At 72.0% G+C, this 24,164-nt stretch carries 21 protein-coding genes and 1 pseudogene; 17 read left to right on the plus strand and 5 right to left on the minus strand.

Annotated elements, in window-relative coordinates; translation table 11 throughout:
* Nucleotides 1-2: 2 nt before the first annotated feature.
* A complete protein-coding gene (gene leuE / locus ACIPYQ_RS07050) occupies nt 3-653 on the plus strand; it encodes a leucine efflux protein LeuE (RefSeq protein WP_401246963.1) in 651 nt (216 codons plus the stop codon).
* On the opposite strand, the gene ACIPYQ_RS07055 is transcribed toward leuE, so the two are convergent.
* Nucleotides 646-2,013 (minus strand): polysialyltransferase family glycosyltransferase, encoded by a 1,368-nt coding sequence (locus tag ACIPYQ_RS07055; protein ID WP_401246965.1) that lies wholly within the window; start codon nt 2,011-2,013, stop codon nt 646-648. The two genes, leuE and ACIPYQ_RS07055, sit on opposite strands and share 8 nt — an antisense overlap.
* Entirely contained in the window at nt 2,013-2,993 is a 981-nt protein-coding gene (locus tag ACIPYQ_RS07060; RefSeq protein ID WP_361757786.1) for a glycosyltransferase family 2 protein, read from the minus strand. Before ACIPYQ_RS07060 ends, ACIPYQ_RS07055 begins: the two co-directional genes overlap by 1 nt.
* Before the next feature lie 176 nt (nt 2,994-3,169).
* On the opposite strand from ACIPYQ_RS07060, the gene ACIPYQ_RS07065 reads away from it, so the two are divergent.
* The 13 genes and pseudogenes from ACIPYQ_RS07065 to ACIPYQ_RS07125 all read left to right on the plus strand — a co-directional run bounded on the left by ACIPYQ_RS07065 (nt 3,170) and on the right by ACIPYQ_RS07125 (nt 17,378).
* The gene (locus ACIPYQ_RS07065; RefSeq protein WP_401246968.1) at nt 3,170-4,609 is read left to right on the plus strand and encodes a DUF6716 putative glycosyltransferase; all 1,440 of its coding nucleotides are present in this window, start codon (nt 3,170-3,172) and stop codon (nt 4,607-4,609) included.
* 17 nt (nt 4,610-4,626) lie between these two features.
* Nucleotides 4,627-4,977: pseudogene (locus ACIPYQ_RS07070) on the plus strand (cytidylyltransferase domain-containing protein); the annotation flags it as partial.
* Nucleotides 4,978-5,403: 426 nt separating this feature from the next.
* Nucleotides 5,404-6,312, plus strand: coding sequence for an N-acetylneuraminate synthase family protein (locus tag ACIPYQ_RS07075; RefSeq protein ID WP_327419382.1), 909 nt, complete (start codon nt 5,404-5,406; stop codon nt 6,310-6,312).
* 48 nt (nt 6,313-6,360) lie between these two features.
* On the plus strand, nt 6,361-7,578 hold the full coding sequence (locus ACIPYQ_RS07080) for a hypothetical protein (RefSeq protein ID WP_401246971.1): 1,218 nt from the start codon (nt 6,361-6,363) through the stop codon (nt 7,576-7,578).
* A gap of 136 nt (nt 7,579-7,714) precedes the next feature.
* A complete protein-coding gene (locus ACIPYQ_RS07085; RefSeq protein ID WP_362233736.1) occupies nt 7,715-8,959 on the plus strand; it encodes an amidohydrolase in 1,245 nt (414 codons plus the stop codon).
* 230 nt (nt 8,960-9,189) lie between these two features.
* Nucleotides 9,190-10,248: a BMP family ABC transporter substrate-binding protein gene (locus ACIPYQ_RS07090; protein ID WP_361757777.1), complete on the plus strand. Its 1,059-nt coding sequence runs from the start codon at nt 9,190-9,192 to the stop codon at nt 10,246-10,248.
* 230 nt (nt 10,249-10,478) lie between these two features.
* Complete coding sequence (locus tag ACIPYQ_RS07095) at nt 10,479-12,137, plus strand: ABC transporter ATP-binding protein (protein WP_401247690.1); 1,659 nt, start codon at nt 10,479-10,481, stop codon at nt 12,135-12,137.
* Nucleotides 12,134-13,249, plus strand: a complete 1,116-nt coding sequence (locus ACIPYQ_RS07100) for an ABC transporter permease (protein WP_401246974.1) — start codon at nt 12,134-12,136, stop codon at nt 13,247-13,249. The genes ACIPYQ_RS07095 and ACIPYQ_RS07100 overlap by 4 nt, the downstream gene beginning before the upstream one ends.
* Entirely contained in the window at nt 13,246-14,511 is a 1,266-nt protein-coding gene (locus ACIPYQ_RS07105) for an ABC transporter permease (protein WP_401246976.1), read from the plus strand. Before ACIPYQ_RS07100 ends, ACIPYQ_RS07105 begins: the two co-directional genes overlap by 4 nt.
* Nucleotides 14,508-14,906 carry a cytidine deaminase gene (locus ACIPYQ_RS07110; RefSeq protein WP_319724002.1) on the plus strand — a complete coding sequence of 133 codons (399 nt, stop codon included), beginning with the start codon at nt 14,508-14,510 and terminating at the stop codon, nt 14,904-14,906. The genes ACIPYQ_RS07105 and ACIPYQ_RS07110 overlap by 4 nt, the downstream gene beginning before the upstream one ends.
* 88 nt (nt 14,907-14,994) lie before the next feature.
* Nucleotides 14,995-16,272, plus strand: a complete 1,278-nt coding sequence (locus ACIPYQ_RS07115) for a thymidine phosphorylase (RefSeq protein WP_401246979.1) — start codon at nt 14,995-14,997, stop codon at nt 16,270-16,272.
* A gap of 95 nt (nt 16,273-16,367) precedes the next feature.
* Nucleotides 16,368-16,958 (plus strand): Uma2 family endonuclease, encoded by a 591-nt coding sequence (locus tag ACIPYQ_RS07120; RefSeq protein WP_401246982.1) that lies wholly within the window; start codon nt 16,368-16,370, stop codon nt 16,956-16,958.
* A gap of 48 nt (nt 16,959-17,006) precedes the next feature.
* The gene (locus ACIPYQ_RS07125; protein ID WP_401246985.1) at nt 17,007-17,378 is read left to right on the plus strand and encodes an STAS domain-containing protein; all 372 of its coding nucleotides are present in this window, start codon (nt 17,007-17,009) and stop codon (nt 17,376-17,378) included.
* On the opposite strand, the gene ACIPYQ_RS07130 is transcribed toward ACIPYQ_RS07125, so the two are convergent.
* Complete coding sequence (locus ACIPYQ_RS07130) at nt 17,265-18,269, minus strand: sigma-70 family RNA polymerase sigma factor (protein WP_401246988.1); 1,005 nt, start codon at nt 18,267-18,269, stop codon at nt 17,265-17,267. The two genes, ACIPYQ_RS07125 and ACIPYQ_RS07130, sit on opposite strands and share 114 nt — an antisense overlap.
* A 169-nt stretch (nt 18,270-18,438) precedes the next feature.
* Here ACIPYQ_RS07130 and ACIPYQ_RS07135 point away from each other — a divergent pair, with 169 nt between their 5' ends.
* Nucleotides 18,439-19,809: an MFS transporter gene (locus tag ACIPYQ_RS07135; protein ID WP_401246991.1), complete on the plus strand. Its 1,371-nt coding sequence runs from the start codon at nt 18,439-18,441 to the stop codon at nt 19,807-19,809.
* A 4-nt stretch (nt 19,810-19,813) separates the two neighbouring features.
* Here ACIPYQ_RS07135 and ACIPYQ_RS07140 read toward each other — a convergent pair whose 3' ends face one another.
* The gene (locus tag ACIPYQ_RS07140) at nt 19,814-20,527 is read right to left on the minus strand and encodes a L,D-transpeptidase family protein (RefSeq protein WP_401246994.1); all 714 of its coding nucleotides are present in this window, start codon (nt 20,525-20,527) and stop codon (nt 19,814-19,816) included.
* A 91-nt stretch (nt 20,528-20,618) separates the two neighbouring features.
* On the minus strand, nt 20,619-21,953 hold the full coding sequence (locus ACIPYQ_RS07145) for an MFS transporter (RefSeq protein ID WP_401246997.1): 1,335 nt from the start codon (nt 21,951-21,953) through the stop codon (nt 20,619-20,621).
* Nucleotides 21,954-22,051: 98 nt separating this feature from the next.
* On the opposite strand from ACIPYQ_RS07145, the gene ACIPYQ_RS07150 reads away from it, so the two are divergent.
* Together ACIPYQ_RS07150 and ACIPYQ_RS07155 are read left to right on the plus strand one after the other, a co-directional pair.
* The gene (locus ACIPYQ_RS07150; RefSeq protein WP_401247000.1) at nt 22,052-22,993 is read left to right on the plus strand and encodes a LysR family transcriptional regulator; all 942 of its coding nucleotides are present in this window, start codon (nt 22,052-22,054) and stop codon (nt 22,991-22,993) included.
* Between the two features lie 92 nt (nt 22,994-23,085).
* Nucleotides 23,086-24,123 carry a hypothetical protein gene (locus tag ACIPYQ_RS07155; RefSeq protein ID WP_401247693.1) on the plus strand — a complete coding sequence of 346 codons (1,038 nt, stop codon included), beginning with the start codon at nt 23,086-23,088 and terminating at the stop codon, nt 24,121-24,123.
* Nucleotides 24,124-24,164: the final 41 nt, after the last annotated feature.

A 24,164-nucleotide genomic window follows, 5' to 3' on the forward strand; every position in this document is an offset into this window, starting at 1 on the left:
ACATGCTGGGTGTCACCGATCTGCCGACGTACCTCGCCGGCCTCGTACTGATCATTCTCCTGCCGGGTCCGAACTCGCTGTACGTGCTCTCCGTGGCCGCACGGCGCGGGGTGCGGACCGGATACAAGGCCGCCGCCGGGGTGTTCACCGGCGACGCCGTGCTGATGCTGCTCACCGCCGTGGGCGCCGGGGCACTGCTGCGGGCGAGCCCGCTGGTGTTCACGGTGGTCAAGTTCCTCGGCGCCGGGTACCTGGCCTGGCTGGCCGTGGGGATGATGCGGGGCGCCTGGGCGCTGTGGCGCACGCGCCGGGAGCGGGAGGAGGCGCCGGCCGACGCCCCCGCCGAACCGGGCGGCAACGAGCGGCCCTACCGGCGGGCGCTGCTCATCAGCCTCCTCAACCCGAAGGCCATCCTCTTCCTGATGTCCTTCTTCGTGCAGTTCGTGGACCCGTCCTACGCCTACCCGGCGCTCTCGTTCCTGCTCCTCGGCGCTCTGCTGCAGACCGGCAGCTTCGCGTACCTGACGCTGCTGATCTTCGGCGGCACCCGGCTCTCGGAGGCGTTCCGCCGGCGCAAGCGGTTGTCGGCCGGCGCCACCTCCGCGGCGGGCGTGCTCTTCCTCGGCTTCGCGGCCAAGCTCGCTGTCAGCTGACGGCGCGGCGCAGCCGGCTCAGCCGCCGTACGGCCCGGCGCACCGCGCGGCTGCGCGGCAGGAACGCGAGCTGCGCCGGGATGCCGCCCGGCAGCCCCAGGGCCGTCAGCCGGCGGCGGGTGAAGTACCGCCAGGTGCGGGTGGTCAGGTGCCGGGCCAGGTAGGCCTCGGCCGCCGGCCGGCGCGCGGCCAGGATCTGCGGCTGCATGGTGAACCCGACGGCGGTCAGCAGCGCCGCCGCCTCCCCCCGGACCAGATCGGGGGTCGGGGGCGTCCAGGTGCGCACCGCCTCCGCGTCGGCGAGGTCCGGGAGCAGGGCGTCCACCAGGGCCAGCGGGACCCGGTTGCTGTTCGGGTACGGGGCCAGGCGGGCCAGCACCGCGTCCGTGCCGGTCCGGGCCACCGGGAGCCCGTACAGGGTGGCGGCGGTCAGCAGGCCGGTGGAGAAGCAGCCGACGACCAGGGCCGGCCGCAGCCGCTGGTAGAGGGTTTCGGCCAGTATCGGGGCGGCGATCACGGTCAGCCGGGCGCCGAGCCGCTCGGCCTCCTCCTCGGCCCGGCGGGAGTACGCGGCCGGGGCGCCGGGATGCGGTTTGAACACCAGCTCGTCGTGGCCCAGGGCGTGCGCGCCCCGGACCATCGACACGTGCAGCTCCTCCTCCTCGGCCAGGGACATGAGGTCGAGCGCCGAGAGGTACTGGCCCAGCAGGAGCGCCGGCGGCTCGGCCCCGTCGACCCCCGCCGTGGCCTCGGCGACCGGAGTGGCCGCGGTGGCATCGGCGAGCTCGGCGAGGACCTTCAGGACGGACTCCGTCGGCACCAGTTCGTCCCGCGCCCCGAACTCCGTCAGCAGCAGCGGCTTCAGGCCCGGTACGAGGTCCAGGTGGAGCACCCGCCGCACCCGCATCCCGAGCTGCGGGTCGAGGCGGAAGCGGGTGGGTCCGTAGCTCATCAGCCCGTCGGCGTAGACGTCGACCGCGGCGCCGGGGAAGAGCCGGCACAGGGTCTGGGCCGGCGGCACCTGCAGGGACTCCACGACCAGCTCGACGCGGTCCTCGCCGAGACCCCACAGGGAGCGCAGCTGCCGTTCCCAGATCGGGACGTCCTCCGCGCGCGGGGCCCAGGTGCTCGGGTGCTGCGGCTCGATGACCCGGTTCCAGTCGAGCACCTCGTCGAAGCGGGTGCGCAGGGCGGCGAAGCCCGGCATGTCCGCGACCCCCGGGGTCACCTCGGCGGTGACGGCGTGATTGCTGGTCAGCAGGATCCGGCGGCCGGCCGGCGGGAAGCAGCCCGCGTCGATGCCCGCCGCGAGCGTGGCCGCACCGTAGAGGGTGGAGGCCAGGAAGATCTGGGTGGGCATCAGGCGGCCGCTCCCGACGGGGTGCGGCGGCCGCCGCGCACGCGCCGCAGCAGGGTGGAGCGTTCGATGTCCATCGAGTCCAGGACCTGGTCCAGTACGTCCTGGGGCATGCGGCCCATCGCGGCCGCACTCATGGAACGGAGTTTCTTGGCCACGGCCGGTTCGAACCTTTCGATGGATCCGAAATGGTGCGCGATAATCGCGCAATATGTTCGGACGGCTTTCGGGAGCAGCAGACCGGATTCCCGGTCGGCGGCGACGTCCGCCAGGACTTGATCAAATGCACGGATGAAATCGAGCTGCCGTTCGTCCCCGATCTGCGTCAGGGACGTGGCGACTCCGCGCCGGTAGAAGACACCGGGCAGGCCCACCGCGGCGAAGGACTCCGCCTCCCGGTGCAGCCGCCAGATCCACGGCCGGTCCTCCGCCGTCCGCAGTCCGTCCGTAAAGTGCAGGACCCCGCGCTCCAGCAGCCGCCGGTGGTACATGCCGGCCCAGGCGTACGGATAGTCCACCGAGGTGGCCCGGTCGACGGGCAGGATCGCGGTGCGCGGATCGGCGACGACCGACTGCGGGCCGTAGGGGACGCGCTGCACGCTCCGCGACCTGCCCGTGCACCGGACATGGTCGGTGCGGACGAAATCGCAGTTCAGCGCCTCTATGGCGGCCAGTGTGCGGGCCAGGTGGCCGGGGGCCAGCCAGTCGTCCCCGTCCAGGAAGGCGAGGTATTCGCCGCGGGCCGCGTCCAGGCCGGTGTTCCGTGCGGTGGCCAAGCCGCCGTTCCGCTCGTGTCTGAGGTGCACCGCCCCGGGCAGCTCGCTCGCCGCCCGCTCCAGGAGGCCGGGCGTCCCGTCCGTCGAGCAGTCGTCGACGAGCAGGAACTCGAAATCCTCCCGTGCGTTGAGTTCGAGACTCTTCAGGGCATCCGGTGCGTATGTCTGCACGTTGTAGAACGGCACGACAACAGAGAGCTTGGGCACCCGCGAGACATTAGGGCGCCGCCCGGCATTCACTGTGGCCCGGATGCGGATTCCACGTGAACGGCGCGGGGCGGGCGAGTTAACCCGTGCGCTTTCGTATTGAGTCGACGCGTTGTTAACCCGCTGTTGTGCGTTCGTTGGGCCGATCACCGAAATTGCGGAATAGCTTCTGCCGCGTGCCAGAACGCAAACGCGTCGCCGTACTCGCCGATTCCGATACGCGATGGAAATGGGGCGCACTCACCGCCCGCCGTCTCGTGCCCGACCACCAGCTCACCGGATACCTGCTGCGCGGCCGTGCCACACCCACCGCGCGCCAGCTCGGTGAAGTGGGGGTACGGGCCGACCGGCTGACCGAGGTGACCTGCGCGGAGTTTTTCGCCGAGATCGAGCGGGAGCGCTACGACGTGGTCGTCCTCGCCCTCGTCGGAGGGGCCGTCCAGGCCGTCCTGCACGGGGCCCGCGCCCTGTGGCCGACCCCGGCGAAGCGCCCCGTACTCGTCACCGGATACGTCGGTGTCGTCTACGAGAAGCTCGCCGACGGGCTGCTGCTGCGGCACGGGGCCGACCTCGTCCTCGCCAACTCCCGCCACGACGCGGAGCGGTTCCGCGCCGTGTACGAGGGGGTCGGCGCGGACGCCGGAGCCGTCACCGAGACCGCGCTGCCCTTCCTGGGCGGGGCGCCGTACGAGCAGGCCGGCAGCAGGGCCCACACGGTGGTCTTCGCCGTCCAGCCCTCCGTGCCCGACAGCCGCGCCGACCGCGCCTACCTGCTGGAACGGGCCGCCGGGCACGCGCGGCTGCACCCCGAGCGGGAGGTGCTGATCAAACTGCGCAGCAAGCCCGGGGAGCACACCACGCACTTGGAGGAGCAGCCGTACCAGCGGCTCGCGGAGAAGATCCCGGGCGGACTGCCCGCCAACTGCCGTCTGGTGTACGGGAACATGGGCGAGGTGCTGGACGGCACCGACCTGCTGGTCACCGTCTCCTCCACGGCCGCCCTGGAATCCCTGCACCGCTCCATCCCGACGGCGATCCTCACCGACCTCGGCATCCGCGAGGCCCTCGGCAACCACCACTTCCTGGGCTCCGGCTGCCTGGCCTCGTGGGACCAGCTCGACTCCGGCCTCCTCCCGGAGGGCGACCCGCTCTGGCTGGCCGCCCAGGGCGTCCACCCGGGCCCGGCCGCAGCCACGCCGGCCGCAGCCACGCCGGCCGCAGCCACGCCGGCCGCAGCCACGCCGGCCGCAGCCACGCCGGCCGCCACCGAACCGGCCCGGGCCGCGCGTGCGTCCGCCGAGCCCGCCGCAGGCGCACCGCACGACGCCTACGCCGTCGCCCGGGCCAAGGTCGCCGGGCTGGTGGCCGCCGCCCGGCTGCCCGCCCCCGCGCCGTACTACACGCTGACCACCGCCCCCCGGTACCTGCCCGGGATCCTCGCCCGGCACCACCTCGCCCCCGACGGCACCCCGCTGCCCGGCGCGGCCCGACCGGCCGCCGGGGAGTCCCGGCTGCGCCGCCGGCTCCGCGCCCACCTGCGCGAGGCCGCCCGCGGCGCCTACCGGCACGGCGTGCAGCGCGTCGCCCCGGTGATCCGCAGGCTGGGGGAGCTGTGAGCCCCCGCGTCCTCGCCGTGATCCCGGCCCGCGGCGGCTCCAAGGGGGTTCCGGGCAAGAACCTCGCCGAGGTCGCCGGCACCCCGCTCGTCGCCCGCGCCGTCCGGGCCTGCCGCTCCGCGCCGACCGTCACCGACGTGGTGGTCTCCACGGACTCCGGCGCGATCGCCGAGGCCGCCCGCGCCGCCGGAGCCGACGTGATCGCCCGTCCGACCGCGATCTCCGGCGACACCGCGAGCAGCGAGGCCGCCCTCCTGCACGCGCTCGCCGCCTTCGAGGAACTGCACTCCGTCAGCGTGGACGTGGTCCTCCTCGTCCAGTGCACGAGCCCCTTCCTCACCGCCTCCGACGTCGAGTCGGTCGCCGTGGCCGTCGCCTCCGGGGCGGCCGACTCGGCCCTGACCGTGGCCCCCTTCCACGGGTTCCTCTGGCGCTCCGGAGCCGACGGCTCCGGAGCCGGGGTCAACCACGACCAGGCGTACCGCCCCCGGCGCCAGGACCGGCCGCAGGACCTGCTGGAGACCGGCGCCGCCTACGCGATGGACGCCGACGGCTTCCGCGCCGCCCGCCACCGCTTCTTCGGCCGCACCCTGCCCGTCGCCACCGACCCCTCCCGGGTCCTGGAGATCGACGACCCGCACGACCTGGAACGCGCCCGCCTGCTCGCCCCCCTGCTCGACCCACACCCCGCACCACATCCGCACCCCGAGCCCCACCCCGAGCCCCACCCCGAGCTCCACCCCGACCCGCAGCCCACACCCCGCACACCCCCGCACCGAAGGACGCCCCCTGCCATGACCTCCACCCCCGACCCCCGCCTCCGTACCTTCGGAGCGCGCACCGCGGGCCCCGGCCGCCCCGTCTACGTCGTCGGCGAGATCGGCATCAACCACAACGGCGACCTCGGCAACGCCTTCGCCCTCATCGACGCCGCCGCCGAAGCCGGCTGTGACGCCGTGAAGTTCCAGAAGCGCACCCCGGAGATCTGCACCCCGCGCGACCAGTGGGACATCGAACGCGACACCCCCTGGGGCCGGATGACCTACATCGACTACCGCCACAAGGTCGAGTTCGGCGAGGACGAGTACCGCGCCATCGACGAGCACTGCGCCAAGCGCGGCATCGACTGGTTCGCCTCCCCGTGGGACACCGAGGCGGTCGCCTTCCTGGAGAAGTTCGACGTGCCCGCCCACAAGGTGGCCTCCGCCTCCCTCACCGACGACGAGCTGCTGCGCGCCCTGCGCGCCACCGGCCGCACCGTCGTGCTGTCCACCGGGATGTCCACCCCGCAGCAGATCCGCCACGCGGTGGAGGTGCTCGGCAGCGCCAACATCCTGCTCTGCCACGCCACTTCCACCTACCCGGCGAAGGCCGAGGAGCTCAACCTGCGGGTCATCGACACCCTGCGGGACGAGTACCCGAACGTCCCGATCGGCTACTCCGGCCACGAGACGGGCCTGCAGACCACCCTCGCCGCCGTCGCCCTCGGCGCCACCTTCGTCGAGCGCCACATCACCCTCGACCGCGCGATGTGGGGCTCCGACCAGGCCGCCTCCGTCGAGCCCGGCGGCCTGACCCGCCTGGTCCGCGACATCCGCACCATCGAGACCGCTCTCGGCGACGGGGTCAAGCGGGTCTACGAGTCCGAGCTCGGCCCCATGAAGAAGCTCCGCCGCGTCCGGGGCGAGCTGGCAGCCGTCTGACCCCCGGTCCGGCGCGTACGAGTTCCGCCCCCTGACAAGGAGTACGTGGTGACCCCCTCCGCCTCCACCCTGGCGTTCGTCGAGAGCCCGGTCCAACTCCTCAACGTGCTGGAGTGGGCGTACGCGCGCAGCGCCCCGGCGGGCCCCGGCCCGCAGCAGCCGCAGCTGGACGGGGTCCCGCGCCAGCGGGGGCCCCGCGCCGGCGGGGCGGAACCCGGCCCGGACCAGGCCGGCGCCGAGGGGGGCGGCGGGGCCGGCGGCGGACCCGCACCGGAGGGCGCGGGGTCCTCGCTGAGGATCGTCGTCCTGCCGCCGACCGACCCCATGTCCCGCGGCCAGCTGCGCCGGATGGCCGCGCTGGCCCGGGACGAGGGGTACGAGGTGTGCTGGCAGGAGGCGCGCGGCAGCCGGTTCGCGCCGCTGAAGGCGCTGGCCGCGCTGGCGCGCGACGTCCGCGCGGCGCGCACGGTCGTCATCGGCGACCCCTTCTCGCGCTACGTCCAGCTGCTGCTCACCCTCGTGCGCGCCGACGAGCTCGTCGTGGTCGACGACGGCACCGCCACCATGGAGTTCGTCGCCCAGACCGCCCGCGGCGAACGCCTCGTACGCTGGCACCGGGTCGGCGGCGGGGGACTGCCCGGCCGGGTCCGCGAGCTGGCGTACGCGCCCGTCTCGGCGACCGCGCGCCGCCGCTTCACCCCGGTCCGGGGCCGCGGCCACCGCGTCGAGGTGTTCAGCTCGATGCCCGTCACCGCCCACGGCGCCATGACCCTGCGGGTCAACGACTTCGCCTGGACCCGCGCCCGCTTCGGCCCGCCCCGCCTGACCAAGGGCACCGACCTGGTCGGCACCTCGCTGGTGGAGACCGGTGTGGTGGACCCGGCCCGCTACCTGGAAGCGGTGCGCGCCCTCACCCTGGAGCACGGCGCCACCCGCTACTTCGCGCACCGGCGCGAGTCCCCGGAGAAGCTGCGCGCGCTGAGCCAGGCGACCGGGCTGGAGATCGTCCGCCCGGACCTGCCGCTGGAGCTGATCGCGCGGCGCGGTCCGGTCGGCAGGACGATCGTCAGCTTTCCGTCCACGGTCGTCCACACGCTGCCGTACGCCCTGAGCGGTACCGGTGTGACCGTCGCCGTATGCGATGTGGACCCCGCCTGGCTCACCGGGTCCGCGTCCGCGCGCGCCCGCAGCTTCCTCGCCGGGGTCACCGACACCGCCCGTGATGTGCGCAGACTCCCTGCCCAGGCGGCTCCCACGGCCGGATGAGCGCGCGAGTTTACCCCCGGGGACACCCGGTCATGCGCCAGAGGCCGTGTTTCTTTCCCCTAACGGCATGAACTTTTGTGGATCCCCGGCCAGTTGACCCGTCCGTGCGCCTACCCTTCAACGGGTGAACCAGTTGATGTCCCGCGAGTCCCAGACCGCCCAGCCCGCCGCGTCCGACCGGCCCGAGCTGCCCGGCACACTTCCGGACCACCTGCGTACCGAACTGATCGCCTTCCGCCGGGACTTGCACATGCACCCGGAGCTCGGACACCAGGAATTCCGTACCACCGCGGCGATCAAGGCCCGGCTGGAGAAAGCCGGCCTGCGACCACGGGTGCTGAAGTCCGGCACGGGCCTGATCTGTGACGTCGGCACCTGGGACGGGGGCCGGCCGATGCTGGCCCTGCGCGCGGACATCGACGCCCTGCCCATCCCGGATGCCAAGACGCACGTCTCGTACCGCTCGACCTTCCCGGACCGCGCCCACGCCTGCGGCCACGACGTGCACACCGCGGTCGTCCTCGGCGCAGGCCTGGTGCTCGCCGAGCTCGACCGGCAGGGGCTGCTGCCCCGCCCCGTACGGCTGCTCTTCCAGCCCGCCGAGGAGGTGCTCCCGGGCGGGGCCACCGACGCCATCGACTCCGGGGTGCTGGACGGCGTGGGCAGGATCGTCGCCGTGCACTGCGACCCCCGGGTCGACGCGGGGCGGATCGGGCTGCGGGCCGGCCCCATCACCTCGGCCTGCGACCGGCTGGAGGTCACCCTCACCGGCTCCGGCGGGCACACCGCACGGCCGCACCTGACCACCGACCTGGTGACGGCCGCCGCCCGGGTGGCCGTCGACGCCCCGGCCCTGCTGGCCCGCCGGATGGACGCCCGCTCGGGCATGTCGGTCACCTGGGGCCGGATCGAGGCCGGGCACGCCTGCAACGTCATCCCGATGCACGCCGAGCTGTCCGGAACCGTCCGGTGCCTGGACCTGAACGCCTGGCACGAGGCGCCGGACATGCTCTACGCGGCGATCGACGAGATCGCGACCATGCACGGGGCCAAGTTCGAGATCAACCACGTGCGCGGAGTGCCGCCGGTGGTCAACGATCCGGTGATCACCGAATTGCTGCGCGAGGCGATGACGGCCCGCCGCGGCACCGAGTCGGTCGAGGACACCGAGCAGAGCCTGGGCGGGGAGGACTTCTCCTGGTACCTGGAGCACGTCCCCGGCGCCATGGCCCGCCTCGGGGTCCGCGCACCGGGCGACACCGCCAAGCACGATCTGCACCGCGGGGACTTCGACGTGGACGAGGACGCGATCGCGGTCGGCGTGGAGTTCTTCACGGCCGCGGCGCTGCTGGACGGGCGTCGGTCCGTGCCCGTCAGGTAACGGCCGGGGCGAACTTCCTTACAACATCAACGGATCTTCCGTCTGGCGTGTCCGGCCCTTGGTACGCAAGGGCTGGGCGCGTGAGGAGTCACCAATCGGTCACTGTCCGGTTCACGACGATCCGATAACGACTCATGAACGGGCCTTTAACTGACATCTACGCGCGTTACGATCGCCGCGAAACCAGCGCCGGTCGTGGCGCTTCGGTCAGGTTTTGAAGGAGCCTCCCCTTGCGCCGGATCACCAGGATCGCCACCGTGGGCATCGCGTCCGCGGCGCTGGCCCTCTCGGCCACCGCCTGTGGCGGTAAGAAGTCCTCTGACGCCTCCTCCTCCCCCTCGGAGTCGGGTCAGAAGTCCGCTGCCATCGCGTACGACATCGGTGGCCGCGGCGACCAGTCGTTCAACGATGCCGCCTACGCCGGCCTGAAGAAGGCCGAAACCGATCTGAAGATCAAGGGCGCCGAGGCGGAGCCCACCGACGGTGAGGGCGAGGCCGACAAGGTCCAGCGCCTCACCGAGCTTGCCCGCAAGGGCAACAACCCGGTCATCGGCGTCGGTTTCGCCTATGCCCCGGCCATCAAGAAGGTCGCGCCGAAGTTCCCGGACACCACGTTCGCGATCATCGACGACACCTCGGTGACCGGCCCGAACATCGCCAACCTCGTCTTCAACGAGGAGCAGGGCTCCTACCTGGCCGGCGTCGCCGCCGCCAAGGTGTCCAAGACCGGCACGGTCGGCTTCATCGGCGGTGTCGAGGTTCCGCTGATCAAGAAGTTCGAGGCGGGCTTCACCCAGGGCGTCAAGGACACCAACCCGAACGCCAAGGTGCTCTCCCAGTACCTGACCCAGCCGCCGAACTTCGACGGTTTCGCCAAGCCCGACCTCGGCAAGGCCGCCGCGCAGGGTCAGATCGACGCGGGCGCGGACGTCGTCTACGCCGCCGCCGGTCTCGCGGGTTCCGGTGCCATCGAGGCCGCTTCGGCCAAGGGCAAGTGGGCCATCGGCGTCGACTCCGACCAGTACAACCAGGCCGGTCTGGCGAAGTACAAGGACTCCATCCTGACCTCGGTCACGAAGGACGTCGAGGACTCCGTCTTCAACGTGATCAAGTCCGTCCAGGACGGCAAGCCGACCATCGGTGAGATCCGCTACGGCCTGGACAAGGACGGCGTCGGCCTGGCCGACTCCAACCCGAAGTACAAGGCGATGGCCGACGTCATCGCCGCGGTGGAGAAGGCCAAGGCCGACATCATCGCCAAGAAGATCGAAGTCAAGACCGCCCCGTAAGGCCGTCGCTGACATGTAGTCCTGGTCTCCGGGGTCCGGGAAGCGGTCTCGATCGCTCCCGGGCCCCGAGCCACGTTCTGTGATCACTATTCTGTGACCACGTGGCCCCATGGCCGCGAGTTTTCACTTCCGACAGTGCTACGCGCGTAGAAGCATCGTGGACGCGATACTTTCACTCCCCGCCCTGTCCCCCCTGCCTTCCGCTCCTTCCGCGCCAAGGAGAGTGCGTCATCAACGCGTCCAGCCCGCCCCCCGCCGTAGAACTGCACGGCATCACCAAGCGCTTCCCCGGCGTCGTCGCCAACAAGGACATCGCGATCACCGTCCGCAAGGGCACGGTCCATGCCTTGATCGGCGAGAACGGCGCCGGCAAGTCGACTCTGATGAAGATCCTCTACGGCATGCAGAAGCCGGACGAGGGCACCATCGCCATCGACGGGCAGCAGGTCTCCTTCAGCACCCCCGGCGACGCCATCGCCCTCGGCATCGGCATGGTGCACCAGCACTTCATGCTCGCCGACAACCTCACCGTCCTGGAGAACGTGGTTCTCGGCGGCGAGAAGCTCTACGGCATCGGCGCCAAGGCCCGTAAGAAGATCAAGGAGATCTCGGACGCGTACGGCCTCGGCGTGCGCCCCGACGCCCTGGTCGAGGACCTCGGTGTCGCCGACCGGCAGCGCGTGGAGATCCTCAAGGTCCTCTACCGCGGTGCGAAGATCCTCATCCTCGACGAGCCGACCGCCGTGCTCGTGCCGCAGGAGGTGGACGCCCTCTTCGACAACCTGCGCGAGCTCAAGGCCGAGGGCCTGACCGTCATCTTCATCTCGCACAAGCTGGGCGAGGTGCTGAAGGTCGCCGACGACATCACCGTCATCCGGCGCGGCACCACGGTCGGCACCGCCGACCCGAAGACCGCCACCACCAAGCAGCTCGCCGAGCTGATGGTCGGTGCGGAGCTGCCGTCGCCGGAGACCCGCGAGTCGACCGTGACCGACGTCCCGATGCTGCAGGTGGCCAACCTGACCCTCGCCGCGAGCGACGTCGTCGTCGCCGAGCCGGAGGTCCTGGTCCCCGCGGGCGCCGCGGACTCCGCGACCGTGGAGCACGTCGAGACCGGCCGCCTCCTGCTGGACGACATCAGCCTCGCGATCCACAAGGGCGAGATCCTCGGCATCGCCGGTGTCGAGGGCAACGGCCAGACCGAGCTGATCGAAGCCCTCATGGGCATGGCCGCCGCCGACTCGGGCGTGATCACGCTGGACGGCAAGGACATCACCAAGACCTCGGTGCGCAAGCGCCGCGAGGGCGGCATCGGGTACATCCCCGAGGACCGCCACCGCCACGGCCTGCTGCTGGAGTCCCCGCTCTGGGAGAACCGGATCCTCGGCCACGTCACCGAGGCGCCCAACTCCAAGCGAGGCATCCTCGACCCGAAGGCGGCCCGCAAGGACACCGAGCGGATCGTGCGCGAGTACGACGTCCGCACGCCCGGCATCGAGGTCACCGCGGCCTCGCTCTCCGGCGGCAACCAGCAGAAGCTGATCGTCGGCCGCGAGATGAGCCACAACCCGAAGTTCCTCATCGCCGCCCACCCCACCCGTGGTGTGGACGTCGGTGCGCAGGCGCAGATCTGGGACGCGATCCGCGAGGCCCGCCGCGAGGGCCTGGCCGTCCTGCTCATCTCCGCGGACCTGGACGAGCTCATCGGCCTGTCCGACACCCTGCGCGTGATCTACCGCGGCCGCCTGGTCGCGGACGCCGACCCCGCGACCGTCACCCCCGAAGAGCTCGGCACCGCCATGACGGGCGCCGCCTCGGGGCACCTGGAAGCAACCGACAATCACTCCGCCGCTGCCGACGGTGACACGACGGAGGACGAGGCCCGATGAAGAAATTCGACAAGGACCGGCTGCTCCTCGGCTTCGCCGGGCCCGTGCTCGCCCTGGTCAGCGCCTTCCTGCTGACCATGATCGTGCTGGCCGCGACGGGCATCGACCCGATCGAGCCGCTGCGCCTCATGGTGGAGAACGCCGGCTACGAGGACGTCCAGGTCCTCATCGTGAACCAGGCCGGTACGTACTACCTGGCGGCCCTGGCCGTGGCCATCGGCTTCCGGATGAACCTCTTCAACATCGGCGTCGACGGCCAGTACCGCCTCGCGGCGATGCTCTCCGCCGTGGTCGGTGCGGCCGTGACCCTGCCGGGCCCGCTGCACCTGCTGCTGATCGTCCTCGTGGCGATGCTCGTCGGTGCCTTCTGGTCCGGTATCGCCGGTGTCCTCAAGGCCAAGCGCGGGGTGAGCGAGGTCGTCTCCACGATCATGCTGAACGCCATCGCGACCAGCCTCATCGCCTGGCTGATGCTGACGAAGAACCTCGGCGTCCAGATCGAGGGCTCCAACGACCTGACGACCGGCGACATCGCCGAGTCGGGCTGGTTCCCGGCCGTGTCCCTCGGCGAGGGGCTGGAGCTCTACGGCTTCACCTTCGTGGCCTTCGCCCTCGGCATCGTCTACTGGTTCGCGCTCAACCGGACCCGCTTCGGCTTCGACCTGCGCGCCACCGGTGCCAGTGAGTCCGCCGCTCAGGCCTCCGGCGTCGACGCCAAGAAGATGATCATCACCTCGATGCTCATCTCCGGTGCGGTCGCGGGTCTCGCCGGCATGCCGCAGCTGCTGGGCGAGACGCACACGTACAACCTGGCCTTCCCGGTCGGTGTCGGCTTCACCGGCATCACCATCGCGCTGCTCGGCCGCAACAGCCCGGTCGGCATGCTCTTCGCCGCGTTCCTGATGGCCTTCATCGACAAGGCCTCGGCCTCGCTCGACCAGGCCGGGTACGCGAAGGAGATCGGCACGATCATGAAGGGCCTGATCGTGATCGCGGTCGTCGTCTCGTACGAACTCGTCGGCCGCTACGGCATCAAGCGTCAGCAGCAGAAGGTCGGCGAGGAGCTCGCCGCCGGGCACGCCATCAAGACCGACAAGGAGGTCGCGGCGTGAGCACCAGTACTGTCTCCGCGACGGCTGCCGCCCCGAAGAAGTCCGGCGGCCGCAAGAAGCTCACCCTGCCCTGGATCATGCTGATCATCGCGGGCGGGCTCGCGCTGGTCTCCCTGGTCCGCCTGATCAGCGGCGCGAACGACCTGACCTCGATCGGCCAGGTCTCCGGCGCCCTCTCGCTCGCCGTGCCGATCGGCCTCGCCGGCCTCGGCGGCCTGTGGGCCGAGCGCGCGGGCGTCGTCAACATCGGCCTCGAAGGCATGATGATCCTCGGCACCTGGTTCGGTGCCTGGGCCGGCTACCAGTGGGGTCCGTGGACCGGCGTCATGGCCGGCATCATCGGCGGCGCCATCGGCGGCCTGCTGCACGCGATCATCACGATCACCTTCAACGTCAACCACATCGTCTCCGGTGTGGCCGTCAACATCCTGGCGCTGGGCTTCACCCAGTACCTGTCGAACTTCACCTTCGCGGACGCGCCGGGCGGCTCCTCCAAGCAGTCGCCGCAGGTCGAACCGATCTACAAGATCACCGTGCCAGGGTTGTCCGACTGGATGACCGAGCTCCAGGCCAAGCACTGGTTCTTCGTCTCGGACCTCGCCGGCGTCATCGGCGGCCTGGTCACCGAGCTGTCGCTGCTGACCGTCGTCGCCCTGCTGCTGATCCCGGCCACCTGGTGGATCCTGTGGCGGACCACCTTCGGTCTGCGGCTGCGCTCCTGCGGTGAGAACCCGATCGCCGCCGAGTCGCTGGGCGTCAACGTCTACAAGTACAAGTACATCGCCGTGATCGTCTCGGGCGGCCTGGCCGGCCTCGGCGGCGCGTTCCTGTCGATCGTCGCCAGCCCGATCTACCAGGAGGGCCAGACCGGCGGCCGCGGCTACATCGGTCTCGCCGCGATGATCTTCGGTAACTGGATGCCGGGCGGCATGGCGCTGGGCGCGGGCCTGTTCGGCTTCATCGACAGCCTCAAGCTGCGCGGTGGCGCCACGAACGTCCACGCGATGCTGCTGCTGATCGCCATCGTGCTGGTGCTCGTCTGCGCCTGGCAGATCTACAAGAAGAAGTACCTGCAGGCCGGCATCTCGGCGGCATGCGCCGCGCTGCTGTTCGTCTGGTACGCGATGACCGACTCGGTGCCCAGCCAGTTCGTGGACGCGGCGCCGTACGTGACCACGCTGCTGGTGCTCGCCCTGTCCGCGCAGCGCCTGCGGATGCCCAAGGCGGACGGCATGCCGTACCGCAAGGGCCAGGGCAAGTGACCCCGGCCCACGCCGTGGACTGGGAAGCCCTGAGGACGGCCGCCCGGGACGCCATGTCCCGGGCGTACGCCCCGTACTCGGGCTTCTCGGTCGGGGTCGCCGCCCTCGTGGACGACGGCCGTACCGTCGTAGGCTGCAACGTGGAGAACGCGAGCTACGGACTCAGCCTGTGCGCCGAGTGCGGCCTGGTCTCCTCCCTCCAGGCCACCGGCGGTGGCCGCCTCACGCACTTCACGTGCGTCGACGGCCGGGGCGAGATCCTCGTGCCGTGCGGCCGCTGCCGCCAGCTGCTCTTCGAATTCGGCGGACCGGACCTGCTGGTGGAGACCCCGAAGGGGATCCTTCCGCTGGCGGAGATGCTGCCCCAGGCCTTCGGGCCCGACCACTTGAGATAGCCGTGCCGACGGCCCTTCGCCCCCGGGGGCGGAGGGCCGTCGTACTTCCGCAAACCCCTCTCTCTATGCGCGTAGAAGGAAGCACCACATGGACGTCATCTCCGTCATCCGTACGAAGCGGGACCGAGGCGAGCTGAGCCCGGAGCAGATCGACTGGGTCATCGACGCGTACACGCGCGGTGTCGTCGCCGACGAGCAGATGTCGGCGCTGGCGATGGCCATCCTGCTGAACGGCATGAACCGCACCGAGATCGCCCGCTGGACCGCGGCGATGATCGCCTCCGGCGAGCGGATGAACTTCGACTCCCTCTCCCGCCCCACCGCCGACAAGCACTCCACCGGCGGCGTGGGCGACAAGATCACCCTGCCCCTGGCCCCGCTCGTCGCCGCCTGCGGCGCGGCCGTCCCACAGCTCTCGGGCCGCGGTCTCGGCCACACCGGCGGCACCCTCGACAAGCTGGAGTCCATCCCCGGCTGGCGCGCGCTGCTCTCCAACGAGGAGATGCTGCACGTCCTCGACACCACGGGCGCCGTCATCTGCGCGGCCGGCGACGGCCTGGCCCCGGCGGACAAGAAGCTCTACGCGCTGCGTGACGTCACCGGCACCGTCGAGGCCATCCCGCTGATCGCCTCCTCGATCATGTCCAAGAAGATCGCCGAGGGCACCGGCTCGCTCGTCCTGGACGTGAAGGTCGGCACCGGCGCCTTCATGAAGAACCTCGCGGACGCGCAGGAGCTGGCCCACACGATGGTCGGCCTCGGCACGGACAGCGGCGTCAAGACCGTCGCGCTCCTCACCGACATGTCCACGCCGCTCGGCCTGACCGCCGGCAACGCCCTCGAAGTCCGCGAGTCGGTCGAGGTCCTCGCCGGCGGCGGCCCCGCCGACGTCGTCGAACTGACCATCGCGCTGGCCAAGGAGATGCTGGACGCGGCGGGCATCAAGGACGCCGACCCGGCGAAGGCCCTGGCCGACGGCTCCGCGATGGACCACTGGCGCCGGATGATCGCGGCCCAGGGCGGCGACCCGGACGCGACCCTGCCGGTGGCCCGCGAGCAGCACGTGGTCACCGCCCCGGCCTCGGGCATCCTGACCCGCCTCGACGCGTACGGGGTCGGCGTCGCCGCCTGGCGCCTCGGCGCCGGCCGCGCCCGCAAGGAGGACCCGGTGCAGGCGGGCGCGGGCGTCGAGCTCCACGCGAAGCCGGGCGACACCGTCACCGCCGGCCAGCCGCTGATGACCCTGCACACGGACACCCCGGAGAAGTTCGACTACGCCCTCGCCTCCCTGGCGGGCACGTACGACATTGCCCCGGCGGGCACGGCCTTCTCCGCCACGCCGATCGTCCTGGACCGCATCGCCTGACCCGTACTCACTCGTGCGGCTGAACGGGACCGGTGGACGCCCACCGGTCCCGTTCGTCATGCTGGGATCGGTGCCAACAGCTTGAGGAGCACACCATGAGCGCACTCACCGTCCAGCACGAGCCGGCATACGGCGACAGCTGGGAGGGCCTCGTCCGTCTCTGGGAGGAGACGGACGCGCCGGAGGGCTGCAAGGTGGAGATCATCGAGGGGATCATCACCGTGGCGCCACCGCCCGTCAACGACCACAACTTGATCGCGGAGTCCGTGCAGCGCCGCCTGTACACGGTCATTCCCGAAGACTGGGGCGTCCACCAGACCCTCAACGTGGCCGTCCCGAGCCGCCCCGGTCTCTACATCCCGGACCTCGTGGTCGTGCCGAGGGAAGAGGTCCCGGAAGGGGAGAGCTACGTTCCCGCGGGCGCCGCCGAGCTCGTCGTCGAAGTCACCTCCAAGTCGAATGCCGTCAACGACCGCGTGTCCAAACTCAAGGGATACGCCGCGGCGGGCATCCCGTTCTACCTGCTCATCGACCCGCACGCCACGGGCAGCCCCACCATCCACCTGTATGGCGAGCCCAGCGACGGCAAGTACCGCCTTCTGCACGCGGGCAAGTTCGGCGAGGCCGTCCATCTCCCCGAGCCGTTCGACCTCGTCCTCGACACCTTCGCTTTCCCTCGCCCCTGACTTCGGAGCCGCGGCGGGACCTCACCGGGCCATGGTGCGGACCCGCCGATGAGTTCCGGCGGGTCCGGCAGTCATCCCCTCGTGGAGATCAGACGACTCGTGCTGCCCGGACCCGGACCGACCCGGCGGGATGCCGCGCGGCTGTGCGCGCGGCTGGCCCGGCTGTACGAGGGCGGGGCGACGGCCGTGGAGTGCGATGCCGGGGCCGTCACCGCGCCGGACCTGGCCGCGGTCGAGGTGCTGGCCCGGCTGCGGCTGACCGCCCGGGGGCGCGGGGGCTTCACCGTGACGGGCGCGGGCCCCGCCCTACGCGTGCTGCTGGACCTCGTAGGACTCGTCGAGCTGCTCGGGGAGCCCGAAGAGCGGGAACCAGCGGGCAGTGTCCAGGAAGGCGTTGAGCCCGACGATCCTGCCCCCTGAGATCTCCAGGACCTGGAGCGCCCACGGGGTGTGGCCCTTCCCGTCGGCGGCCGGCCGGTACTGCCCGAAGGCCGGCATGCCGTTCGCCGTCGTCGGGACCAGCCGCGAGCCCTTGCAGCCGATGCCCTGGTTGAGGTGCCAGGCCGCGATGTCCTCGTGGCCGCGCAGCCACAGGTCGAACGGCGGCATCGACAGCACCGCGTCCTCGTGCAGCAGCGTGGTGAGCCGCGTGATGTCGTACGCCTCGAAGGCGGACAGGTACCGCTCCAGCAGCTTCGCCTGGTCCGGGTCCAGCGGGTCCGCCGGATCACTGTCGCGGATGCCCTGCGAGGCGAGCGTGGCCCGCGCCCGCTGCAGCGCGCTGTTCACCGAGGCCACCGTGGTCTCCAGCAGCTGCGCGACCTCGTCGGCCTTCCAGGCCAGCACCTCGCGCAGGATCAGCACCGCCCGCTGCTTCGCCGGCAGGTGCTGCAGCGCCGCGACGAAGGCCAGCCGTACGGACTCCTTCGCCAGCGCCATCTCGGCCGGATCGGCGGTCTGCGGCAGCACCCGGCCGTCCGGGACGGGCTCCAGCCAGGTCACCTCGGGCCGCTCGTTGAGCACGGCGGAGGCCTGGTGCTGCGGGGCGGTCAGGTCCATCGGGCGGGCCCGCTTGTTCCCCGCGTTCAGCAGGTCCAGGCAGACGTTGGTGGCGATCCGGTACAGCCAGGACCGCAGCGAGGAGCGGCCCTCGAACTTCTCGTAGCTCCGCCAGGCGCGGATGTACGTGTCCTGCACGGCGTCCTCGGCGTCGAAGGAGGAGCCGAGCATCCGGTAGCAGTAGCCGGTGAGCTCGACCCGGTACCGGTCCATCGCCGCGTCGAGGTCCGTACTGGTGGCGAGGTCGCTCATGTCCGTTCATCCCCCTGCTGGTTCGGCTACTCCCGAAACTATCGGAGGCCTCTGACAACGGCAGCCGGAAGCGCCCGTCCGCCCAGGTCTATCGATATCAAGTATCTTGACGTCAAGATTAAAGTGGGGCAGGCTGCCGCATGTATCTCGACGTCGAGATACATGGACGGTGGATGCGGGGGCTGGGATGCGGCGCGGCGGGGAGATCCGGAAGGCACGGCGGGGGGAAGCCGGGCTGCTGGCGCAGGTGCGCCGGCCGCCGGGCGGCCGGGACGCGCGGATCATGCTGCTCGCCCAGCTGCTGGACCGCGCCGGCACCGGCGTGTGGGCCGCGTCCTCCGTCCTCTACTTCACCTTCGTCGTCGGCCTCGACGCCGGGCGGATCGGCCTGCTGCTCGGCGCGGCCGGAGTGGCGGGCATCGCCGGATCGCCGCTCGCCGGCCACCTCGCCGACCGCTTCCCGGTCCGCGCCCTGCTGATCGGCTGCCACCTGGTCCGCCTCGGCACCCTCTGCGCGCTGCTCGTCGTCACCGACTTCGCGGTGCTGCTGACCGTCTTCGCCGTCACCCACCTGGGAGACCGCGCGGCCAAGACGCTGGAGATGCTCTTCGCCACCAGGGTCGCGGGCGAGCGGCGCGCCACCTACCAGGCGCTGTCGCGCAGTTCGGCCAACGCCGGCTACGCCCTCGGCGCCGGCCTCGCCGCCATCGGCCTCGCCGTCGGCACCCGCGGCGCCTACCAGGTGCTGATCCTGGCCAACGCCCTCTCGTTCCTCGTGGCCGCGGTCCTCGTGTGGCGCACCCGCGAGCCGCGCGGCCGCGGGCTCGTGGCCGCACCCCCCGGCGGCGCCGCGCCGGGCCCGGCCGAGGGCGCGGCCCCGGACCCCGCGGCCGGTTCGGGGACCAGCGCCTGGCGGGACCGCGGCTACCTCAAGTTCGTCCTGCTGGACATCCCGATGAACCTGGACGACTCGATCCTGGGCGTCGGCCTGCCGCTGTGGCTCGTCGGCCACACCACGGCGCCGCACGCCCTGATCCCGGCCTTCCTGGTCGTCAACACCGTGCTCGTCGTCGTCCTGCAGCTGCGCGTCTCGGCGAGGTTCCAGGGCGCCCGCGCCGCGACGCGCGCGGTCGCCCTCTACGGGGTGACGACGCTCGTGTGCTGCGTCCTGCTGGCCGCCGCGGCCGGCGGCGGGATCCTGCTCGCCTCCGCGGCCCTGCTCGCCGCAGCGGTGCTGGCCACCGCGGCGGAGCTGATGCGCTCGGTGAGCTCCTGGGAACTGGCGGTCTCCCTCGCACCCCCGCAGGCGCGGGCCTCGTACCTCGGCGTCGCCGGCATGGCCCAGTCCGTCCAGAAGGCCGCCGGCCCGCTGCTGCTCACCGGCGCGGTCATGACGGCGGGCCCCGCGGGCTGGCTGGTCCTCGGGGCCGCGGTGGCCGGCCTGTCCCTCGTACAACGGCGGGCCGGCCTGCGGCGGTTGGACGAGCTGAGGGCGGCGGCCGACGAGCGCGCCGAAGCCGAGCCCGCGCCCGCGCGGTGAGGCATCAGGTGCCGGGCTTGCGGCCGTACACGTAGACGTCCTCGCCCTTCCCCAGCAGGTTCCAGTACGCCTTGGCGTCGGCGAGCCGCATGTTCACGCAGCCGCCCGAACCGGGCGGGTTCCACATGCTCTTGGTCGTCGAGTGGAAGGCGATGCCGCCGTCGAAGAACTGCGCGTACGGCATCGAGACGTTGTAGAGCGTCGACCAGTGGTCGATGCTGCGGTAGTAGATCTTCTTCAGGCCGGTCCGGGTCTCCGTACCGTCCTTGCCGGTGCGGACCGGGACGGGACCGTACTTCAGCGCCGCGCCGTCCTGGATCCAGCTGAGCTGCCGCGTCAGGTCGACGCAGGCGATCCGCCCCCGGTTCACCGGGCAGTCGCCCGCCCTGTTCGGGGTGCTGCCCGCGGCCCGCTGGGCCAGCATCGTGCTCATCGTCTGCCAGGTCAGCGGGCCGGCGTACCCCTGCGTCGGGGTGATCCCGTGGGCCGCCTGGAACGACCTGATCGCCGTGCAGTCCGCCGCGGACTGCTTCCCGTCCACGGGCCGCCCCAGGAACTGCTCCACCTGCCGCTGGTACGGCCCGGTGGTGAGATTGCAGGAGGCGGCCGCCCGCGCCGTCCCGCCTCCCGCGACCACCAGCGGCAGCGCCAGCGCCACCACCCCGCCCAGTACCGTCGCCCGCCGCTTCACGCACACGCGTGCCGTCAGCGTCCCCATCCGGTCCTCCCCTGCTCGCACCGCTTTCGTTCTCCGTGTTGAATGCCCGGAAAACACGCAGGGGTTGCCTCGTGCGGGAGCGTAGTTTTCGTCAGCGCGCGGCCATGGCCGACGCCGGCATGCGCCGTTCCACGCGGGCCGCGTGCGACCCGTACAGGGTGATCGACACGACGCCCAGCACCGCCAGCAGCGCGATCCCGACCGTGGCCGCCCACCCGGCCCCGTGGTACGCGAGGGCGCCCAGGGTGCCGCCGGCACTGGAACCGAGGTAGTACGCCGACTGGTAGAGCGCCGAGGCCTGCGCACGGCCCGTCTTCGCCGTCCGGCTCACCGCGGCGGAGGCCACCGCGTGCCCGGCGAAGAAGCCCGCCGTGATCAGGACCAGCCCGATCAGGACCGCCGCCAGGGACTCGGCCAGCGAGAGCAGCAGCCCCAGCGCCGTGGTCGTCACGGCCAGGTACAGCGCGCCGCGCCGCCCCGTACGGGCCACCAGCTTGCCGGCGGCGGCCGAGGAGACCGTGCCCACCAGGTAGATCAGGAAGATCGACCCGATCACGCCCTGCCCGAGCGAGAACGGCTCGTCCACCAGGCGGTAGCCGATGACCGTGTACACCGCGCCGAAGACCGTCATGAACAGCGCGCCGATCCCGTACAGCCGCAGCAGCAGCGGATCGCGCAGATGACCGACGACCGTACGGCCCACCGCCCGCGGGTTCAGCGACGCCGGGCGGAAGAACCGCGCCCGGGGCAGCAGCACCAGGAACGCCACCGCGCAGACCAGCGACATCAGCGCGACCGCGCCCAGCCCCGCCCGCCAGCCCCACACCTGCGCCGCCCAGCCGGTGACCAGGCGGCCGCTCATGCCGCCGATGGAGTTCCCCGCCACGAACAGGCCGATCGCGCCCACCAGGGCCTTCGGCTTGACCTCCTCCGCCAGGTACGCCATCGCGGAGGCCGGGATCCCGGCGATCGCCGCGCCCTGGACGGCGCGCAGCACCACCAGCCACTCCAGGTTCGGCGCGAACGGCACCAGCAGGCCCACGCCCACGGCCACCGCCATCGACCAGGTCATCATCCGGGTGCGCCCGAACCGCTCGGACAGCGCGCTGAGCGGCAGGACGAACAGGGCGAGCGCGCCGGTGGCCGCGGACACCGTCCAGCTGGCCTGACCCGCGGTCACCCCGAACCCGTCGGAGATCGCGGGCAGCAGCGCCTGGGTTGAGTAGAGGAGGGCGAAGGTCGCGAGTCCGGCGGCGAAGAGCGCGAGGCTCATCCGGCGGTAGCCGGGGCGGCCGGGGGCCCGGAGCTCGGGGGCTCGGAGCTCGGGGGCGTCGGACTGCGGAAACGACGGGGTGGAGGCGCACGGGATTGGGGGCACCGCCCAGCGGTAGCTGGGGGAGGGTGCCCCGGTATGAACGGGAGGCATGTATCGAAGGTAGGCCGGTGTTTTTGATGCGTCCAATGCACAGAATCGAGATAATCGATCCACTCACGCATCAGCACAGCTCAGGGCGGCGTCTGTCAATGAACCGTTACGAAGAAGACATGGCTGTGACACGGCTGCTGGCGCCCCGGCTGGCCTACTTCGCCGCCGTCGCCCGGCACGAGCACGTCACCCGCGCCGCGCACGAACTGGGCGTACCGCAGTCCACCCTGTCGCGGGCCATGGTCCGCCTCGAACAGGACCTGGGCGTCACGCTGTTCGCCCGCAAGGGCCGCAACGTCGCCCTCACCACGGCGGGCCGCACCTTCCTGGCCTCCGCCGAACAGGCCCTGGACGGCATCGCCCGCGCCGCCGAGTCCGTCCAGCAGGACGCCGACCCGGCCTTCGGCAAGGTCGCCTTCGGCTTCCTCCACACCCTCGGCTCCGAGACCGTACCCGGCCTGATCCGCGCCTTCCGGGCCGACCACCCGCGCGTGCGCTTCTCCCTCGTGCAGAACTACGGCGAGGCCATGCTGGAGAAGCTCCGGGCCGGCGAGCTCGACCTCTGCCTCACCTCGCCCCTCCCCGACGCCCCCGACCTCGTCGCCCGCCGCCTCGACGAACAGCGCCTGCGCCTGGTCGTCCCCGAGGACCACCGCCTCGCCGTCCGCAAGCGCATCCGCCTCGCCGAGGCCGCGGAGGAAACCTTCGTGACCCTCGAACCCGGCTACGGCCTGCGCCGCATCACCGACGACCTGTGCGCGGAGGCCGGCTTCACCCCGCGCGTCGCCTTCGAGGGCGAGGAGGCCGAAACCCTGCGCGGCCTGGTCGCCGCCGGCCTCGGCGTGGCCCTCCTGCCGCCCCCGGCCGTGGCCCGCCCCGGGGTGGTCGAACTGACCGTCACCGCCCCGCGCGCCGTCCGCGAGATCGGCCTCGCCTGGCTCGACGGCCACCCCGACACCCCGCCGGTGGCGGAGTTCAAACGCTTCCTCCTCTCCAGGAGGGGGAACCTGATCCCCGCACTGGAGCCGCCCGCCGCGTGAGCCGGGCCGGCGGTCAGAAAACCGATGGCCCCCACCCGGCCCGACCGCGCAGAATCGCCGGGTACGGGGGACGAGGGGGATGCCGGTTGGACGTGTTCGTGTGCGCCGGGTGCGGTGCGGAACTGACGGCCCCGGTCTCCCGGGTCGCCCTTCCCGACCACACCCACTTCGGAGCCTGGGAGCAACTGCACCCGCCGCTGATGGAACGGGCGACGTACGCCGTCGACCCCCTGCCCTCCGGAGCGCCCTGGCGGCCGTGGGACGAGGTGGGGGAGGACCTCGCCGCCCGGCAGGGGGTCCACGCGCCGGTGTACTCCGTGTCCTTCGCGGCACGGGACAGGATCGTCATCGCGCCCGGCGACTCCCGGGACATGGTCCTGATCCCCGAGAAGTGCGCGGGCTACTGCATGGGCATCGACGGCCGCGACGGCCCCAACCTGGCGTGCGGGGGCTGCGGGAGCGCGGTGGCGACCCGGATGGACGACTGCGGGCTGTGGCAGGCGGTGTGGCTGGAACCCGACGCGGTCCGCCGCCTCCCCTCCGGCCTGCCCGCCGTCCCGACCCCCGACTGGGACGAGCTGGACCTGGAGTCGTACGTGGTCCCGCCCGTCGAACCCGACGGGTCCTGGAGCCGCCGCTGGGCGGCCGCGGTTCCGGTGGCGCTCGCCCACTTGGTGGTGGCCTGCGACGCCCGTGCGGTGGCGCTTCCCGGCCCCCTCGCCGAGCTGCTCGGCGACGCCGTCGCCGGCTACCTCCCCGCCGGGCCCCCGGAACTCACCGCGGGCCTCGCCGGACCGGGGGCGCCCGTGCTCCGTTCCGGCCACGACATCCTCCTCGTCCCCCGCCATCCGGTCACCGGGGAGCCGTGGCGGCCCCCGCACGGCACGGCGGCCGTCGTCCCGCTGGACATCGGGGTCTGGGCCCACCTCGCCCTCCCCGCGGAGACCTCGCCGCTGCCGGCGTCCGGCCGGCTGCCGGAGGGGGTCCTGCGCGACGACTACCCCCTGCCGCCGCACCCGGGGTGGGCCTTCCGGCCCCACCACAAGGCCTTCTCGCACACCCTCGTCCGGCTCCCCGCCATCCGCCGCCCGTCGCTGCACGCGTACTACGACCGGTACGCCGGGCCGTAGCGGGCCGTAGCGGGCCGTAGCGGGCCGTAGCGGGCCGAAGC

Source organism: Streptomyces sp. NPDC090045 (assembly GCF_044747975.1).
Classification (GTDB): Bacteria; Actinomycetota; Actinomycetes; order Streptomycetales; family Streptomycetaceae; genus Streptomyces.